Source organism: Exiguobacterium qingdaonense (genome assembly GCF_018617855.1).
Classification (GTDB): domain Bacteria; phylum Bacillota; class Bacilli; order Exiguobacteriales; family Exiguobacteriaceae; genus Exiguobacterium; species Exiguobacterium qingdaonense.
The window spans coordinates 1-15,157 of record NZ_JACSKY010000022.1; the positions used below are offsets into that span (position 1 = coordinate 1).

Annotated in this window: 18 protein-coding genes; 11 read left to right on the plus strand and 7 right to left on the minus strand. The window is 52.1% G+C overall.

From position 1 onward, the window contains the following. The first annotated feature begins 72 nt into the window (after positions 1–72). The 6 genes from KNP00_RS13820 (at position 73) to KNP00_RS13845 (ending at position 6,461) form a co-directional block, all read left to right on the plus strand. Positions 73–981: a hypothetical protein gene (locus KNP00_RS13820; protein WP_215146237.1), complete on the plus strand. Its 909-nt coding sequence runs from the start codon at positions 73–75 to the stop codon at positions 979–981. Positions 982–1,105: 124 nt separating this feature from the next. Beyond that, on the plus strand, positions 1,106–2,950 hold the full coding sequence (locus tag KNP00_RS13825) for a methyl-accepting chemotaxis protein (RefSeq protein ID WP_215146239.1): 1,845 nt from the start codon (positions 1,106–1,108) through the stop codon (positions 2,948–2,950). 189 nt (positions 2,951–3,139) lie between these two features. Then, positions 3,140–4,846 carry a methyl-accepting chemotaxis protein gene (locus KNP00_RS13830; protein ID WP_215146241.1) on the plus strand — a complete coding sequence of 569 codons (1,707 nt, stop codon included), beginning with the start codon at positions 3,140–3,142 and terminating at the stop codon, positions 4,844–4,846. A gap of 90 nt (positions 4,847–4,936) precedes the next feature. Further along, a complete protein-coding gene (locus KNP00_RS13835) occupies positions 4,937–5,203 on the plus strand; it encodes an AbrB/MazE/SpoVT family DNA-binding domain-containing protein (protein WP_215146243.1) in 267 nt (88 codons plus the stop codon). After that, complete coding sequence (locus tag KNP00_RS13840; RefSeq protein ID WP_240542903.1) at positions 5,203–5,592, plus strand: type II toxin-antitoxin system death-on-curing family toxin; 390 nt, start codon at positions 5,203–5,205, stop codon at positions 5,590–5,592. The genes KNP00_RS13835 and KNP00_RS13840 overlap by 1 nt, the downstream gene beginning before the upstream one ends. A 119-nt stretch (positions 5,593–5,711) precedes the next feature. Further along, positions 5,712–6,461 carry an SDR family NAD(P)-dependent oxidoreductase gene (locus KNP00_RS13845; RefSeq protein WP_215146246.1) on the plus strand — a complete coding sequence of 250 codons (750 nt, stop codon included), beginning with the start codon at positions 5,712–5,714 and terminating at the stop codon, positions 6,459–6,461. Positions 6,462–6,496: 35 nt separating this feature from the next. Here the strand turns inward: KNP00_RS13845 and KNP00_RS13850 are convergent, their stop codons facing one another. After that, the gene (locus KNP00_RS13850; RefSeq protein ID WP_215146248.1) at positions 6,497–7,372 is read right to left on the minus strand and encodes a tetratricopeptide repeat protein; all 876 of its coding nucleotides are present in this window, start codon (positions 7,370–7,372) and stop codon (positions 6,497–6,499) included. A gap of 110 nt (positions 7,373–7,482) precedes the next feature. Here KNP00_RS13850 and KNP00_RS13855 point away from each other — a divergent pair, with 110 nt between their 5' ends. Together KNP00_RS13855 and KNP00_RS13860 are read left to right on the plus strand one after the other, a co-directional pair. Then, a complete protein-coding gene (locus KNP00_RS13855; RefSeq protein WP_215146250.1) occupies positions 7,483–7,707 on the plus strand; it encodes a DUF3221 domain-containing protein in 225 nt (74 codons plus the stop codon). A gap of 19 nt (positions 7,708–7,726) precedes the next feature. Next, positions 7,727–7,891: a hypothetical protein gene (locus KNP00_RS13860; RefSeq protein ID WP_215146252.1), complete on the plus strand. Its 165-nt coding sequence runs from the start codon at positions 7,727–7,729 to the stop codon at positions 7,889–7,891. An 11-nt stretch (positions 7,892–7,902) separates the two neighbouring features. Here the strand turns inward: KNP00_RS13860 and KNP00_RS13865 are convergent, their stop codons facing one another. Continuing rightward, positions 7,903–9,045: a serine protease family protein gene (locus KNP00_RS13865; RefSeq protein ID WP_215146254.1), complete on the minus strand. Its 1,143-nt coding sequence runs from the start codon at positions 9,043–9,045 to the stop codon at positions 7,903–7,905. A gap of 134 nt (positions 9,046–9,179) precedes the next feature. On the opposite strand from KNP00_RS13865, the gene KNP00_RS13870 reads away from it, so the two are divergent. Further along, positions 9,180–9,740, plus strand: a complete 561-nt coding sequence (locus tag KNP00_RS13870; RefSeq protein ID WP_215146256.1) for an AAA family ATPase — start codon at positions 9,180–9,182, stop codon at positions 9,738–9,740. Positions 9,741–9,773: 33 nt separating this feature from the next. Here KNP00_RS13870 and KNP00_RS13875 read toward each other — a convergent pair whose 3' ends face one another. The 5 genes from KNP00_RS13875 to KNP00_RS13895 are packed head-to-tail and all read right to left on the minus strand — an operon-like array spanning position 9,774 to position 13,716. Beyond that, complete coding sequence (locus KNP00_RS13875) at positions 9,774–10,469, minus strand: carbohydrate deacetylase (protein ID WP_215146259.1); 696 nt, start codon at positions 10,467–10,469, stop codon at positions 9,774–9,776. Then, a complete protein-coding gene (locus tag KNP00_RS13880; protein ID WP_215146261.1) occupies positions 10,462–10,755 on the minus strand; it encodes a PTS sugar transporter subunit IIB in 294 nt (97 codons plus the stop codon). Before KNP00_RS13880 ends, KNP00_RS13875 begins: the two co-directional genes overlap by 8 nt. Continuing rightward, positions 10,752–11,084 carry a PTS sugar transporter subunit IIA gene (locus KNP00_RS13885; RefSeq protein WP_338082288.1) on the minus strand — a complete coding sequence of 111 codons (333 nt, stop codon included), beginning with the start codon at positions 11,082–11,084 and terminating at the stop codon, positions 10,752–10,754. Before KNP00_RS13885 ends, KNP00_RS13880 begins: the two co-directional genes overlap by 4 nt. Continuing rightward, positions 11,081–12,400 (minus strand): PTS sugar transporter subunit IIC, encoded by a 1,320-nt coding sequence (locus tag KNP00_RS13890; RefSeq protein WP_215146263.1) that lies wholly within the window; start codon positions 12,398–12,400, stop codon positions 11,081–11,083. The genes KNP00_RS13885 and KNP00_RS13890 overlap by 4 nt, the downstream gene beginning before the upstream one ends. Beyond that, positions 12,397–13,716 (minus strand): 6-phospho-beta-glucosidase, encoded by a 1,320-nt coding sequence (locus KNP00_RS13895; protein ID WP_215146265.1) that lies wholly within the window; start codon positions 13,714–13,716, stop codon positions 12,397–12,399. The genes KNP00_RS13890 and KNP00_RS13895 overlap by 4 nt, the downstream gene beginning before the upstream one ends. A gap of 174 nt (positions 13,717–13,890) precedes the next feature. On the opposite strand from KNP00_RS13895, the gene KNP00_RS13900 reads away from it, so the two are divergent. Both KNP00_RS13900 and KNP00_RS13905 read left to right on the plus strand, forming a co-directional pair. After that, positions 13,891–14,607 (plus strand): GntR family transcriptional regulator, encoded by a 717-nt coding sequence (locus KNP00_RS13900; protein ID WP_215146267.1) that lies wholly within the window; start codon positions 13,891–13,893, stop codon positions 14,605–14,607. Positions 14,608–14,920: 313 nt separating this feature from the next. Then, a partial coding sequence (locus tag KNP00_RS13905; protein WP_215146269.1) for a helix-turn-helix domain-containing protein occupies positions 14,921–15,157 on the plus strand: 237 nt, incomplete at its 3' end.

A 15,157-nucleotide genomic window follows, 5' to 3' on the forward strand; every position in this document is an offset into this window, starting at 1 on the left:
GGGCTAGCCTGATCAGGTTCCGACTGTCAGGTCGGATAACTCAGGAATCCCCCACCTCTAAGCGAAGCGTAGGTGGGGGTAGTTCAAAATGACAAGTTAGACCCGGTGCTCGCTGTTTCTCGTGATGGGAGAGCCGAATCGGCGAAACGATTGACGAAAGGTCTCAATGTCATCAACTTGAAAGAACCGCTTCGCGAAGGCCAGACGATTAAACTCGTTGCGAGTTTCCTTCCGGAGTTCACGAAGACGCTCGAGAAAAAAGTGACGAGTGACACACCGAAAGTATTGACGGTGAAGGACGTGCTCCTCACATCATCGTCCGCTACCTTCACGTTGGCACACGACCCAAACACCGACATTTACTTCACGACGTCGAGCGGCACTTCATTCTATTCACGTGTAGTGGGGACGAACCGATATCGTATCTCGGCAAAACCGGGAACGACGGTCGTCATCCATTCCGCATACGGTTCAAAGAAAAAGAAGCTCACATACAAGCTACCGAGTGCGACGATTCCATCGGTGACCTTGACAGACGAACAGACGAAACGGGTCGGGAAAACATTGCCGAACGCGACCGTGACGCTTAAGAACGGCTCGAAAGTCATCGCGACGACGAAATCGAATGCGATTGGGTCGTATACGCTCACGTTCAGCCGTCCACGTGCCGGAACGAAGCTCTATTTCGAGGCGAAGTCGGGGATTCATCGTGATGCGAAATCGGTCATCGTCAAATCGGGAGTCCGTCCGACAATTAGCACGGGGACCATCCGCTCGACGACGAAATCGGTAGCGGTGAGTACGAACGTCCCGTATGGCACGCTGTACGTCTACAACGGCAGTAGGTTGGTCGCCAAAAAGTCCATCGGCTCGACGACGACCAACGTCTATATCGGATCGCAGCGACGTGGAACGAAACTGACATTCAAAGTCGTGACGCCTGCGAATCGAACGAATCAAACAACCAAATCTGTGTATTGAATCATTTGAAGGTGACTCTTGCAGTTTGAGTCGCCTTTTTTAAGTTTGGTCAATCCTCTTCACTATTTTCTGAAAATTGTCGATAGTATAGACAATACTGCATGATTGAGAGGGGAATACATAGATGGCATGGAAATCAAAATGGTCAAAGGCGATGAGCCGGATCAAACGAAAACCGACATGGACGTGGAAACCGACACTCAAATGGAAGCGTAGAGAGAAGCGTGAAGGCGCGAATTCTTTCGGGACGAACATCGGCAAAAATTTGACGATTCGTCAAAAGTTGTGGGGACTCGTCATCATATCACTCTTCATGGTCGTTGGTGTCGGAGGTTATGCATTACTATCGATGAGCGATGCGAACCGTCAGGCGGACGACATCGTAAACAACTGGAACAAAGGGCTCGACTACGCCCATGAACTAAACACGCTCGCTGCAAACTATCGGACGCTTGAGCTCGACCATATCGTCTCGGAAGATGCGGCCATAAAAGAAGAACTCATGGTGAAAATGAAGGCGATTCGCGATGAGATCAACACGATTGCGCCGAAATACGAAGGGCGTGCAGTGAATGCGGAAGATAAGGAGCTCTTCGAGAACTTCTCACGTCAATGGGAGATGTATCAACGTGTCTCGGATAACATGTTGACGTTCAGTTCGAACGGAAACACGGGTATGGCACGGTCTTATTACGATGCTCAGTCCCAGTCGACCTATGACAACTTCACTCAAAAATTGACGAACCTCGTCGCCTACAACTCAGAGGGGTCACAACGTGTCGGGCAGGACATGGAACGCGAATTTATGCAGTCCCTCATGGCGTTGGTCGCTGTGACGGTCGGGGCCGTCTTGCTGCTTTTATTCCTTGGGCTCAGCTTGTTACGTTCCATCATTCGCCCGATGCAGACGTTGCAGACGCGCTTTGATGAACTTGCGACGCAAGGTGGCGACTTGACGATGACCATCCCGGTGACGTCAAATGATGAGATCGCGCAAGTCAGTCGTTCGTTCAATACGTTCCTCGGCACACTTCGCGAGATCATGATTGACGTCGATGAGACGGCAAAAGTCGTTCTCGCTTCTTCAAAAGACGTCTCGGCCGAAGTGACACGACTCAGCCACTATATGGAAGAGACGTCTGGAACGGTCGAAGAATTGACGGCCGGTATGGAAGAGACGGCCGCCTCATCGCAAGAGATGAGCGCATCGACGACAGAGATGGGAAGCTCGATCGATTCAATCGTCGATTTGTCGAACGAGAGTGCCGATACGGCCAATCGTGTCGAAACGCGCGCCCATGAGATGCGAGAACAAGCGGTCGTCTCGAAGACGGAAGCGGTGGAGATTATCGAGAAGAAACAAACGGAACTTGCCGAAGCGATCAAAGGAGCACAGTCCGTCGAAGAGATTCGTGTCTTGACGACGGCGATTCTCGAGATTGCCGACCAGACGAACTTGCTTGCCTTGAACGCATCGATTGAAGCAGCTCGTGCAGGGGAGGCGGGTCGCGGCTTTGCGGTCGTCGCATCTGAAATTCGTAAGTTGGCAGAAAACTCGAGGCAGACGGTGAACGAGATTCGTGACGTATCGAATACGGTCATCGATTCGGTCGAACGACTCAATACGAGCTCGGCGGACATGTTGACGTTCCTCAACACGAAAGTCATGGCTGACTACAATCGTCTCGAAGAAGCCGCGACGCAATATGAACAGGATGCGACGGTGTTCGGGGAGACGGCGAAGACATTTGAGGGCAATGCGCTTCAACTTCGCCATATGACAGACAACATTCTCGGCGTCATCCAGGAAGTGGCAACGACCGTGACAGAGGGCGCGGACGGAACGCAGTCGATCTCAGAGAAAGTTCAACTTTCGGTCGAACGCTTCAACGACGTGCAGGCGAAGATGGGCGAAACCGAAAAACGGGCGACCGAACTATCGAATCGCGTCGCTCAATTCAAACTTTAAACAATTATTGGAACCAGACATGTGCCTGGTTCCTTTTTCGTGTCTGTCCCCGGAAAATAAAAAGATAGGTCAATGAGGTTATGGATTTCAAATTATTGGTACAAATTAGGCTTCTATGTCCGATATAGAAAAAGAAGTACATAACCATAGAAAGAAAAAGAGGTGGAAGAGGAGTAATCCTCGATTGAAATGAAACGAGCATTGAAAAAGTTGACATTGACACAAAAATTGTTAAGTGCAGTTGGGATGGTTCTTGTCTTGACCGCAATCGGTATGATGTACAATCTTTTGACACTCTCCGATGCGACAAGTCGTTATGAAGAGATGATTGCAAAGGACGTCATGCGAATGAAGGCGGCTGATGCGTTATCACTTGGTATGACACGACAAGCGTATGGACTAAGAGGGTATATGTTGAATCAAGATCCTACCCATTTGGACAAAGAACGACTAGGGTCCACAGAAAAAGAAGCGGCATTACGCGAATTAATCAAGTTGTCAAATTCTGAAGAAGAAAAGCAATCATTTGAAAAACTTCTTGACTTCGCACTCGAATATGATGGGTTGTCAGACGAATTGGTTGCTGCGATTGATGCAAAGGATGATCGGGAAGTTGATCGTCTCGGATTAGAGGAAATGCCAGACGTTACAGTGTTCATTACCGGACAAGGGCAGTTGATTCAAGAAAATACAGCGGAAGCGATGTTTGCGAAAAAAGAAGAGCTTGAAAAGTTTAGTGAAACGACTCTTCGTTTCTCAATGATCATCATTGTTGTCATCTTTATTATGACGACGTTAGCTGGGTACGGTTTGTATATTATGGTGACGCGTCCCCTTCGCCAATTGGCGAAAGAAGTGAATGTCGTGGCAGAAGGCGATTTGACACGAGAAGACTTGGTTGTGTACACACAAGATGAGATCGGACAATTGATGACCGGCTTCAATCGCATGAAAGGAAACTTGCGCGAGTTGATCGACCGTGTCACTCAAAATGCACAAGAAATCACGGCGCAATCAGAAGAACTGTATGCGAGCACAGAAGAGATGGCATCCCAGACGGAGGAAACGACGCGTCTCATCGACCGCGTCGTGGAAGAAACGGTCGTGCAGGCAAAAGAGGCGACAGGGACATCACACGCGGTCGCTGCTGCGGATGAGGGAATCGGTCGGATCGCCGGGTCAATCGGTTCGATTGACGATGACGTATCGAAAAGTTTAAAACTCGCCGAAGAAGGCGGTACGACGATCGCGCAGGCGAAAGACGAAGTGCTCGCCCTTGAACGGGAGACGCGTCTGACAGGAGAATCGATCTCGGCGCTGAAGCAACAGTCCGATGAGATTGCCTTGATCACAGAAGTCATCCAGTCCATCACGGACCAGACGAACTTATTGGCATTGAACGCGGCCATCGAGGCGGCACGTGCCGGCGAACAAGGAAAAGGGTTCGCCGTCGTCGCAGAAGAAGTGCGTAAACTCGCCGAACAGTCGAAACAGTCGGCGACACAAATCGCCGGACTGATCGAGTCGATTCAGGCGCAGTCGAACGAGGTCCTTGACCAACATGCCGTCAGTGCGAAACGCGTCGAGACGAATACGCTTCTACTCGAACGAGCGACGGGTGCCTTCGATCAAATCGTCAGACAGCTCGAGACGTCGGTCGACAACACGTCACACATCCGCATCGCCTCACAGGAAATCGCGGAGACGACGAAGCAAGTCGCGACGTCCTCTCTTCAAATGTCACAAGACAGTGAAGGGATGGCGAAGACGATGCGTTCTGTCGGTGAGACAGCTGACTCCCAACTCGCGATGATTCAAGAGTTGAACGGGGTCGCTGAGTCGCTAGGCAATATGACGAACGACTTGCAGACGTTGATTGGAAAGTTCACGACTTAGGTGGTTGCAACATGGACGTAATCACTCAAATGTGCTAACATACGTACTATATATACCGTACGTACGATAAGATGATGAGGAGGTTATGCTATGCGTGTCATTCGAAGTATTGAACGAAAACTCGTAAAACACGGAAATTCGGTACACGTTTCACTTCCGATGAGTGAATTACGAGATTTCAATCTAGACGTAGGCGATCAAGTTTCGATCATTACAACGGATGAAGGTTTGTTGATCCAACCTATTCGAAAAATTGAAGTGCCCTCTCATTTAAACATTTCTCCAGATTTCTTTAAGGAGATGGATGAAATCATCAAAGAGCACGATGGTACATTTAAAGGACTTGTTGATCGGTGATGAGAATTGTGACAGAGGATGAGATTATAGCAATCAATCAACTCATGATTCAACGATATTCACCTGCGGAACCGATTGGAATAAAAGATTTGGGCTTGCTCAATTCTTCAGTTCAGGGGATGAATCACTCTGCGTTCGGGGTGGGTGCCTATCCCTCATTGTTTGAAAAAGCTGCGGCACTTTTTCATTCACTATCAAAAAACCATTGTTTTTTGAATGCGAATAAACGAACGGCATATGCTGCTTTGCAGTTATTTTTGACCCGTAACGGATATAAATTACGATTAGATGAAACAGAAGCCATTCTGTTTTGTGTTCGAACGGCGACAGAATCAATTGAAATTTCACAGCTCGCAATTCAAATCGAAAGGTACTGTATCAAGAAATAAAGCGTTCCGCTAAAGCCCTGTCTCTTCGGAGTCAGGGCTTTTCGTTCACATCGATACGATTCGTCATCTAAAAAGTAGGGAATGAACATCAAGGTAAACGACAAAAAGGAGTGGATCATATGAAGTACACGGTCATTACAGGAGCCAGTTCAGGAATCGGATATGAGGCGGCGAAGTTGCTTGCCGAAAAAGGCAAGTCACTCGTACTCGTCGCAAGACGAAAAGGAGAGCTCGAATCGCTACGTGATGAGATCAAATCCATCTCGCCTGATTGCGACGTCATCATCAAATCGATTGACCTGTCATACAGTGAGAACGTGTACGGTCTGTATGAGTCGCTCGCAGACCTCGACATTGAGACGTGGGTCAACAACGCCGGGTTTGGGGATGCCGGACAAATCAAAGAGGTGGATTTAGGTAAGATTGAGAACATGATTCGTTTGAACATCGAGGCGCTCACCGTCTTGTCGAGCTTATACGTCCGTGACTATCACGACGTCGAAGGGGCACAACTGTTGAACGTATCGTCTGTCGGGGGATATCGCATCGTCCCGAACTCGGTCACGTACTGTGCGACGAAATTCTTCGTCAGTGCGTACACGGAAGGGCTCGCACGCGAGTTAGAACAGAACGATGCAAAACTTCGGGCGAAAGTACTCGCACCGGCCGCGACGGAGACGAGTTTTGCTGATCGGGCTCGAGATACGGAAAGGTTCGATTATAGCGAGAACGTTGCGAAGTATCATACGGCGCGCGAGATGGCAGAATTTCTGTATGAGTTGCTCGAAGGGGACGAGGTCGTCGGGATCGTCGACCCCGAGGACTACTCGTTCAGCTTACGCGGACCGATTAAACCATATGCAGGGTAAACAAAAACATCACGCCGTGCTGGCGTGATGTTTTTTTAGGACGTCGGTACAGTATACCCACCCGTGAAGCGGTGTGTCAGGCGACGTGTCAAGTAGCGCATCCGAAGGCGCCACACATAGAGGTGTGACGTGTTCGGAAGGATGACATTGTCAACGTATTCTGCGAACATGTGGCGGAACATCCGCTCTTCACTACGGTCGTAGGTCGCACTCCACATCCCATGATTCTCAATTTCGATGAGCATCCAAATCATCTCATCGGTGAGCGGGGCATCGTCTTCAAGGTCGGCTGTGAGTGCTGCGAAGCGATGGCTACAGATGGAGGCATAGAGGGAGTGGGCATGCGGGTCATGCGGGCTTGACATCAAATAGCCGCTCGCCGTCTTCATCAGCTCATCGACCATATCGAGCGGAATGTCGTCATACACTTGGAAAAACTCGAGAAGCATCGGTACGGTGTCCGGATTGAACCCTGCAAGTCTCGTATAGTGCATGATGTGAAGGCCGGCCTCACCGTAAAATTTTCGGTCAAAGTAGTGAACGGCGATGGCGCGATGCATCAGCGGGACGTCCGGATAGCGTTCGACGCCACGGAGGAAGTGTTGCTCCGCCTCGAACGTGAACCCCGTGTCTTCACTGACGAACCCGTTTAGTATATGAAGGATGTAGTGGTCGCCGAGTTCGCTCGCTTTGTCGAGCCAACGCTTGGCCGACTCGATATCCCCTTCCCGAATATGTGGATAGGCGCGCATGGCAGGGAAAAACGGGTCTTTCGGGAACGCGGTCTCGCCCCGTGTCGCCATGTCGTTGATCGCTTCAGCGTTGTAAGCTTCCGTTAATTCTGCGAGGAGCATGATCTCAAGGAACGTTCGCTGAAATTCCGGGTTGTGTAAATCGATGGTTTGTGTCATATGGTGTCCTCCTCACAAATACTTGTGTGGCTTTATTATACTTTTTCCCCATAAGAGAGAGTAGCATTTTTTGTAAAAATGGGAAATGGTAAGTGAAGGGGGAGGAGGATATGGCGACATTCACAGGATATATCGCAGAAGTGATGGAAGGAAAGATTCGGGTCGCCCCGACTCTTGAGGCGGAGCCGTTTGACGGTATCTTGTTTCATATAGAGAAGCACATGTTGGATGTAGAATTGCTTTTCGTCGGACAACAAGTCAGGGTCGAATACGCTGAACAGATGACGCGTTCCCTGCCACCGCAAGCGGCAGCGCATCGCATCGATGTGTTATGATGAGAGCGAGGTGAACCATATGGGACAACGGAACTTTTTATGGCTCGGGGCCGTCATCGGCTTCAGTGCCCTCGTCGTCTGGTTGCTGCAAGACACGCTCCCGTTTTGGGCACTGTCGATTCTGCTTCTCGGACTAGGAGCAGTTCTTGGCAATCTCCAACGACGTTTCACACGCGACGAATAACAAGCACTCCATCATTCAGATGGGGTGCTTGTGTCGTTTTCTTCTTCAATCGGTTCTTCCGGGTCGTCTTCGACGATGGAGTCCTCATCCCCGCCTGGTTCGAGCGTCGTCGGTTCTTCTGGCTCCGCTGGCTCTTCCGGCTCGGTCGGCTCCTCTGGCTCCGTTACCGGGGGATCATCCTCGATCGGCTCTTCCGTTTCCGGTGGGTCCGTCGGTTGCTCTGGTTCACTCGGTGGTTCTGCAGGTTCTTCCGGCGTCACTTCAGGTGTCGTCGGTTCGGTTTCTTCGACCTCTTCGACTTCTTCCTCGACCGGCGTCTCCGGTTCAGTGGCCGGCGGGATTTCAGGTTGCGCCTCAGGAACAGAAGGGGTTTCCGGAACGACGGGTGGTTCTTCGGTCAAGTCAGGCGTGACGGGCTCAACCGGTGCAAGCTCGATCGGTGGTGGGGCCGGTACGTCTTTTCCGATAAACGTCCGGACATCCCGTTCGAACAAAGCGGTCGGCAAGGCGATCCCACGTAAATGGATGGCGACGACCCGACCGGACGCGGAAAGGAGCGGACTCCCATACGCATGACGTGGCAAATCAAAGTTTCGACTATAACCGTTCTCGGCGAACGTGACCGTACCGTTGATACGTTCTTTCATCGTCAGTGTCGTCAGCGACTCGTCCTCTGCCGCGATGGCTTGCGTGAATAAGAATGGTGTATGATCCGTCTCTTCGATGCGGATGACGGCAATCAGATTCGTACGACCGACGACGGTGCCGGAGACGGCCTCCCCGTCATGATACATGATGATGTTCGTCAATCCGGCCACGTTCGAGGCAGCCGTGACGACATCGCGTGAGCTCACCAAAAATCCCGTCCCGTAACTGACGGTGAAGAGGCTCTCTTGTAGCGTTTCAAAGTCGACCGGTGTCGCCTCGTCAGCGAAGACGGTTTCTTCACGAATCGACAAGTTGACCTGGTCGGCGAGCGAGTCGGTGGAACGTAGCATATCCGTGAAATAGGCGTTTCCAATGAAGGTGACGAATGCAATGAGTGCGATAGCAAATGGGGTGGCAAATAACCAAATCGTGCGACGTGAGCGACGGCCACACGTCGGACAGACCGTTTTCGATCGTGTCTTCTTTCCGCAGTGGGGACAAGTCACGGGGGCACCTTCTTTCTATAGAGTTCGATGCTATGCCTATTCCTTCAAATCGAAGAAGGTAAACAATAATTTTAGGGGGGTTCCACAATCGAACGCTCGTGATAGAATCATCAAAAGGTATAGGAGGCAATCCAATGAAGTTCATCATCTTATTCGGTCCACAAGCCGTCGGCAAGATGACGGTCGGACAGGCGCTCGCCGACAAAACCGGACTGAAATTATTCCATAACCATATGACGATCGACCTCGTCGGCCCGTTCTTCAATTATGGGACACCGGAAGGGAAGCGACTCGTCCAACACTTTCGTCAAGAACTGTTCGAGGCGGTCGCCAAGAGCGATTTACCCGGCATGATCTTCACGTTCGTCTGGGCGTTTGACATGCAGGAGGACTGGGATTACGTGGAGAAGGTGACGAATTTGTTCGAGTCACACGGGGCGGACATTTACTACGTCGAGCTCGAGGCCGAGATGGCAGAGCGGCTCGCGCGCAATACGACGGAGAATCGCCTCACCCATAAACCGTCTAAGCGTGATATCGCCTGGTCTGAGGCAGACCTGAAACAGACGGCGACGATGTATCGATTGAACTCACGTCCGGGGGAACTAGACGTCGAGCATTATCTCCGCATCGACAACACGAACTTAAGCCCGGAGGAGACGGCGGCGCAGATTCAACGAGCATTTGACCTATAAAAAAGCGGGTCCCCCCATGGGAACCCGCTTTTGTCATGCCCACCAATCGGGGCGTTCATAGTTGACCAACACCTGTTTTTCAAGGAGGCGTGGGACGAGGTAAGACGTGACGCTTGGAAGACGGTCATCGAGGTCGGCCGGATGCACCATCACTTCGATCGATGCTCCCGGTTCGATGGCGTCAAGCGTCGCATGAGAGACACCGTCCGCGTAGAACTGATCACTGAACCGTTCGGTCACCCACAAGTCCCGGCGCGACCCGAGCGTCGTTAAGGCCCGAAACGTCGTGTCGTATTCTTCAGCGAGACGAATGATGACGTCGTGCAGGACAGGCCAGCCGTGAATGTGATGGTGGCTGTCGAGATGGTCGAGCGGGAGTCCTGTCGCAAGGAACGCCTCGATTTGGGCTTTCCACTCCAAATAGACGAGCTCCGGGTCAGGCGAGTCTTCAGTCAAGAAGCGGCTCGTGTAGCGGAACGTGCCGTCTTCTTTCGTGAGAGGGGCACTCGTGTCGGCGAGCGGTTTGCCCCAGGACAAGACGAGATGGACCCCGACGCGGAGCGACGGATGTTGGTTCGCGAGTCGGACCGCTTCCTCGACGGCATATCCGTTCATAATCATCGTCGCCGAATTGACGATTCCATTCACGTGACTGTCGAGAGTGCCGGCGTTCACACCCGTTGTCAATCCGAAATCATCAGCGTTGACGAGGACGAACGTCTTAGGCATTGACGAGACCGAGTGCCTGGTCGAGGACGAGGTCACCTTTCATCATCCCGTACGCCATGTTGTCGATGACCGCGACCGGGACGTTGACGGACGATTTGATTTTCCCTTCGAGGTAGCGGACTTGTGGTCCGATCAAGATGACGTCGACGTTCGATTGTTCTTTCAAGCGCGATTCTGGAATCGCGTCAATCGATGCATCGATGCCGCGATCGGCGGCTTCTTTCCGCATTTTTTCCACTAAGATCGATGTCGACATTCCTGCCGAGCAGACGAGTAAGATGTTCATGTCGTTTCCTCCAATCGATTCAATCGGGTGATCATGTCAATCATTTCGACGGCAAGCTCTTTCACGGTCATCGCTGTCATGAGGTGGTCTTGCGCATGGACGAGGAGGACGCTCATGTCGCTCGTCGTCCCCCGTGCCTCTTCCTGTAACAGCTGGGTCTGAAGCTTGTGTGCGTCTAAAAAGGCCGCATCGGCTTCTTTCAACTTTGCTTTCGCTTCGTCCGCTTCACCGCGTTTTGCGGCAGCGATGGCCTCGAATGCAGAGGAGCGTGCATTTCCGGCATGTAAGATAATCATAAACGAGAGTTCTTGGATCGTTTCGGTTTTCACGAAATTTTTTCTCCTTCCTCGGTTGCGGCTTTGTTTTTATTGATTTCGGCTGTCATCGCCTTCGCTCCTGCCATGACGAATGGAATGTACATCGCTGTCGCAATCGACAAGTTCACGATTTGGAGCAAGACGCCGCGGACACTACCGCCCGTGACCAAATATCCACTGATGATAGGTGGCGTTGTCCAAGGGACGATGGCGACCGTCTTCGGCACCATGCCCGTCGAGAGCGCGACGTACGAGATGATCGTGAGCGTGACCGGTACTAAGATGAACGGTACGAGCATGATCGGGTTCAACACGATCGGAAGACCGAAGATGACCGGTTCGTTGATGTTGAAGAGACCAGCTGGTGTCGACAGTTTGGCGACTTGGTGATACGGGTGATTCCGTTGTTTGCGGACGACGATGAAGATCGCGAGTAAGAGCGCGAACGTCGTACCCGATCCACCCATGAAGACGAATGCATCCAAGAATGGTTTTGTGACTGTATATGGTACATCAAACGCTGACGTTCCGGCTTGGAAGGCAGCCAAGTTTTGCTCGATGAGCGGGAGATAGACTGGTTCGATGACCGAGCCGATGATGTTCGTCCCGTGAAGCCCGAAGAACCAAAGGATGTGGTTCAAGAAAGCAATGAGTAGGGCGGCCGGGAGTGAATCGCCGAATCCTTGGAGCGGTTCTTGGATCGCTTTGAAGATGACTTCAAACACACTAAGTTCGACGACGAGCGTCATGAAGAGCTGGAATCCTGCGACGACCGTCAAGATGATGATCGATGGGATGAGCGCTTGGAATGAACGGGTGACCCCACCCGGCACACCTTCTGGCATCTTGATCGTCAGTTTCGTATTGATGAGGTAGCGGAACATTTCTGTGACGGCAATCGATACGATGATGGCGACGAAGAGTCCTTGTGCGCCGAGCCATGCGAAGTTGAGACCCCAGTCAGCCGTGACCGGTACGAGCATGATGTACGAGGCGAGCGACAAGATACCTGCCGCGAGTCCGTCGACTCCATACGAACGGGCCAAGTTGTACCCGATCGAGAAAGCGATCAGGAGCCCGAGTATCGCAAAGGATGCGGTCCAGATGCTACCACCGAGTCCTTGCCAGTTTCCTTCGCCGAACAGGTTGTTCATCGATCCGACGAAGTCGAGCGAGAGACTACCGATGTTGACGGCTGGGAAGTTGTTGATGAGGACTGCGAGCGACCCGACGATGATGAGTGGCATGACGGAAACGAATCCGTCACGGATGGCGACTAAGTGCCTTTGGGACCCAATACGTCCCGCGATTTCAATAAACTTGTTCATGAATAAACCTCCTTCTTAAATTGGGGTAGATACGCCTCGTGCGCTGTGAACAGCTCTTTAAGAAGCGGATCGATCCGTTTCTCGTCTTGGATGAGCGGGTTCATGAGGCAGGCAAGGTAGGCGTCCTCGTACGTGCCGGATACAGCCGCTTGGATGGCGAGCTGTTCAAACGTTTTTAAGTTCGTGATGAGCCCACGAATCGGGAGCGGCAACGCGCCGATGGAGATGGGGCGAGGACCCGACTTCGTGATGACGGCGTTCACTTCGATGACCGCATCGTCTGGTAAATCCCGAATCGTGCCGTTATTGAGCGTGTTGACCGTCTGGATGTCGCCGCGGTCGTTGTGAATCGAGTCCATCAAGTTGCAGGCGGCGTCTGAATAGTAGGCGCCTCCGCGTTTTTCAAGCTCTTCCGGTTTGACGGCGAGATCGACGTCTTTGTATTTCTCGAACAACTGCGCCTCGACTTGTTGCACGACTTCGGCACGGGTGCCGTTTTGTTCGTACGCCTCGAGGTCTTTTTTCAACACGTCTTTCGTCTGGAAGTAGTACTGGTGATACGGGTTCGGTAACATGCCGAGTGACGATAGGAACGATTCGCTCCAACCGAGCCCGACGATGTTCGCCGGCGAGTAGTCGTTGCCTGCGTTGAGCGAGGCGAGGACGTCACTCGTCCGGTCCACCCCGTCGACCCAGACGTGACGGCCGAAGACGAAATGGTTCAATCCGATAAATTCAATCGCGACTCGTTCGACAGGCGTCTCGAGGATCTCGGCGACCGAGTTTCGCATGTTGAACGGGATGTTGCATACACCGATGACCTTCTTATGAGATGAGTGCTTGAGTACGGCCTCGGTGACGATGCCCGCCGGATTGGTGAAGTTGACGAGCCAGGCGTCCGGACAAATCTCGGCGACTTCGTTTGCCAAGTCGATCAAGACCGGGATGGTACGGAACGCTTTGAACAATCCGCCCGCGCCGTTCGTCTCTTGCCCGATGAAGCCATGCTTGAGCGGGATGCGTTCATCGAGCGCACGTGCCTTCAGTCCACCGACCCGAATCTGGGTCGATACAAAATCTGCGCCGACGAGTGCGGCTCTTCGGTCGAGCGTCCAACTGAGCGTGATCTCGGCGTTTGCCTTCTCGATCATCCGCTCTGCGAGACGACCGACGATCTCTAGTTTTTCCCTCCCTTCTTCGATGTCGACGAGCACGATCTCCCGAACGGGGAACGTTGCCTGTCGATCAATCAATCCTTCGATGATTTCCGGGGTGTAACTGGACCCACCGCCGATGATGACGACCTTGACTGCCATGGTGCCAACTCCTCCTTTTGAAAGCGATTTCTTTTTGTCGTAACAAATATAACAAATAGTACAACTTTCGGCAATATAAAAAGTACAAATAATACAAATAAGTTTTTGTATTTGCAATTGTATGATTGCTGTATCACAATAAAGGAACCAACCCAACGTAAAGGAGATGGAGATATGTCGCAATCGACGCTCCAAACCGCAATCAAGGATGAACTGTTGTCCCGCATCAAGAGTGGGCACTATAAAGAAGGGGAAAAATTTCCGACCGAGTACGCGCTTTGCGAGGAGTTCGATGTGAGCCGGACGACGGTACGAGGCGCCCTCAACCAGTTGACGACGGAAGGGTATTTGGTCCGTCAACAAGGCCGTGGGACGTTCGTCGCCGGAAAGAAAGTACAACAGACGTTGTCGTATACGCCGAACAACTATGCGGCCCAGCTCGCCGTCCAAGGGAAGCGTGGACAAGTCGCCTTGATCGACATTTCGGTCATCTCGGCGTCCGGTCAAATCGCTTCAGTATTCGAAGCAGAGGACAATGCCCCGATTCAAAAGATTGAGCGAATCCGTCATGCGGACGGGGAGCCGACACAGTATGAGGTCTCGTTCATCCCGTGGCAGATCGCACCGGGAATCACGAAAGAACAGGCCGAGCATTCGCTCTTCCGCACACTCGCTGAAGTCCACGACGTTCATGTCGCCAAGACGACGGAGGCACTAGAAATTGCCTTAGCTGACGAGAAGGTGAGTGCACTCCTCGACTGTCCACTCGGGTCACCGTGCTTCCATATCGAGACGGTGACAGAGGATGAGTCGGGACGAGCGATTGAATACTCACGCTCCTACTTCCGCGGGGACAAGACGAGCTTTGTCATCGAACGAAATTATAACTAACAAAAGCGCCCGACTGTTTCGTATGGAAACGGTCGAGCGCTTTGTTTGTTTCACCTATAACAAAAAGAATCATGGTCATTTTGAGTGTAAATGACTATGTTTAACTAAATCAGGCGAGAATTCTCCCTCCTCTAAGCGTCTCGGGGCGAAGCCCGGCGTAGGTGGGGGATGAATCGCCCGGTCCAAAACTCTTCTCTCCCTGTGACAGACATGACGAACAAAAGTTCGTGATTCCGTCAGATTCTCCCTCCCCCTCCACGGGTATCGGATGAGGAAGACACATCACGATCTTCTGGAGGGAGGAGGGACGGACATGCTGAAAGGCTACAAATACAGGCTCCACCCGACGCCGGCACAGGAAGAGTTCCTGGTCCGGACGATCGGCTGCGCCCGCTTCATCTACAACAAGCTGCTCGAGGACCGCATCGCCATCCGCGAGGAGGCGAAAGCGGGGACCGGACCGAGACGGAAACCGGCGACACCCGCCTCCTACAAGCCCCTGTTCCCGTTCCTCGCCGAGGCGGACAGCCTCGCGCTCGCGAACGCGAAG

What these genes read in the sequence shown, in the direction of transcription:
- KNP00_RS13825 (WP_215146239.1), top strand. Translation starts at nt 1,106, where the DNA reads ATGGCATGGAAATCAAAATGGTCAAAGGCGATGAGCCGGATCAAACGA.
- KNP00_RS13830 (WP_215146241.1), top strand. Translation starts at nt 3,140, where the DNA reads ATGAAACGAGCATTGAAAAAGTTGACATTGACACAAAAATTGTTAAGT.
- KNP00_RS13835 (WP_215146243.1), top strand. Translation starts at nt 4,937, where the DNA reads ATGCGTGTCATTCGAAGTATTGAACGAAAACTCGTAAAACACGGAAAT.
- KNP00_RS13840 (WP_240542903.1), top strand. Translation starts at nt 5,203, where the DNA reads ATGAGAATTGTGACAGAGGATGAGATTATAGCAATCAATCAACTCATG.
- KNP00_RS13845 (WP_215146246.1), top strand. Translation starts at nt 5,712, where the DNA reads ATGAAGTACACGGTCATTACAGGAGCCAGTTCAGGAATCGGATATGAG.
- KNP00_RS13850 (WP_215146248.1), bottom strand. Translation starts at nt 7,372, where the DNA reads ATGACACAAACCATCGATTTACACAACCCGGAATTTCAGCGAACGTTC.
- KNP00_RS13855 (WP_215146250.1), top strand. Translation starts at nt 7,483, where the DNA reads ATGGCGACATTCACAGGATATATCGCAGAAGTGATGGAAGGAAAGATT.
- KNP00_RS13860 (WP_215146252.1), top strand. Translation starts at nt 7,727, where the DNA reads ATGGGACAACGGAACTTTTTATGGCTCGGGGCCGTCATCGGCTTCAGT.
- KNP00_RS13870 (WP_215146256.1), top strand. Translation starts at nt 9,180, where the DNA reads ATGAAGTTCATCATCTTATTCGGTCCACAAGCCGTCGGCAAGATGACG.
- KNP00_RS13875 (WP_215146259.1), bottom strand. Translation starts at nt 10,469, where the DNA reads ATGCCTAAGACGTTCGTCCTCGTCAACGCTGATGATTTCGGATTGACA.
- KNP00_RS13880 (WP_215146261.1), bottom strand. Translation starts at nt 10,755, where the DNA reads ATGAACATCTTACTCGTCTGCTCGGCAGGAATGTCGACATCGATCTTA.
- KNP00_RS13890 (WP_215146263.1), bottom strand. Translation starts at nt 12,400, where the DNA reads ATGAACAAGTTTATTGAAATCGCGGGACGTATTGGGTCCCAAAGGCAC.
- KNP00_RS13895 (WP_215146265.1), bottom strand. Translation starts at nt 13,716, where the DNA reads ATGGCAGTCAAGGTCGTCATCATCGGCGGTGGGTCCAGTTACACCCCG.
- KNP00_RS13900 (WP_215146267.1), top strand. Translation starts at nt 13,891, where the DNA reads ATGTCGCAATCGACGCTCCAAACCGCAATCAAGGATGAACTGTTGTCC.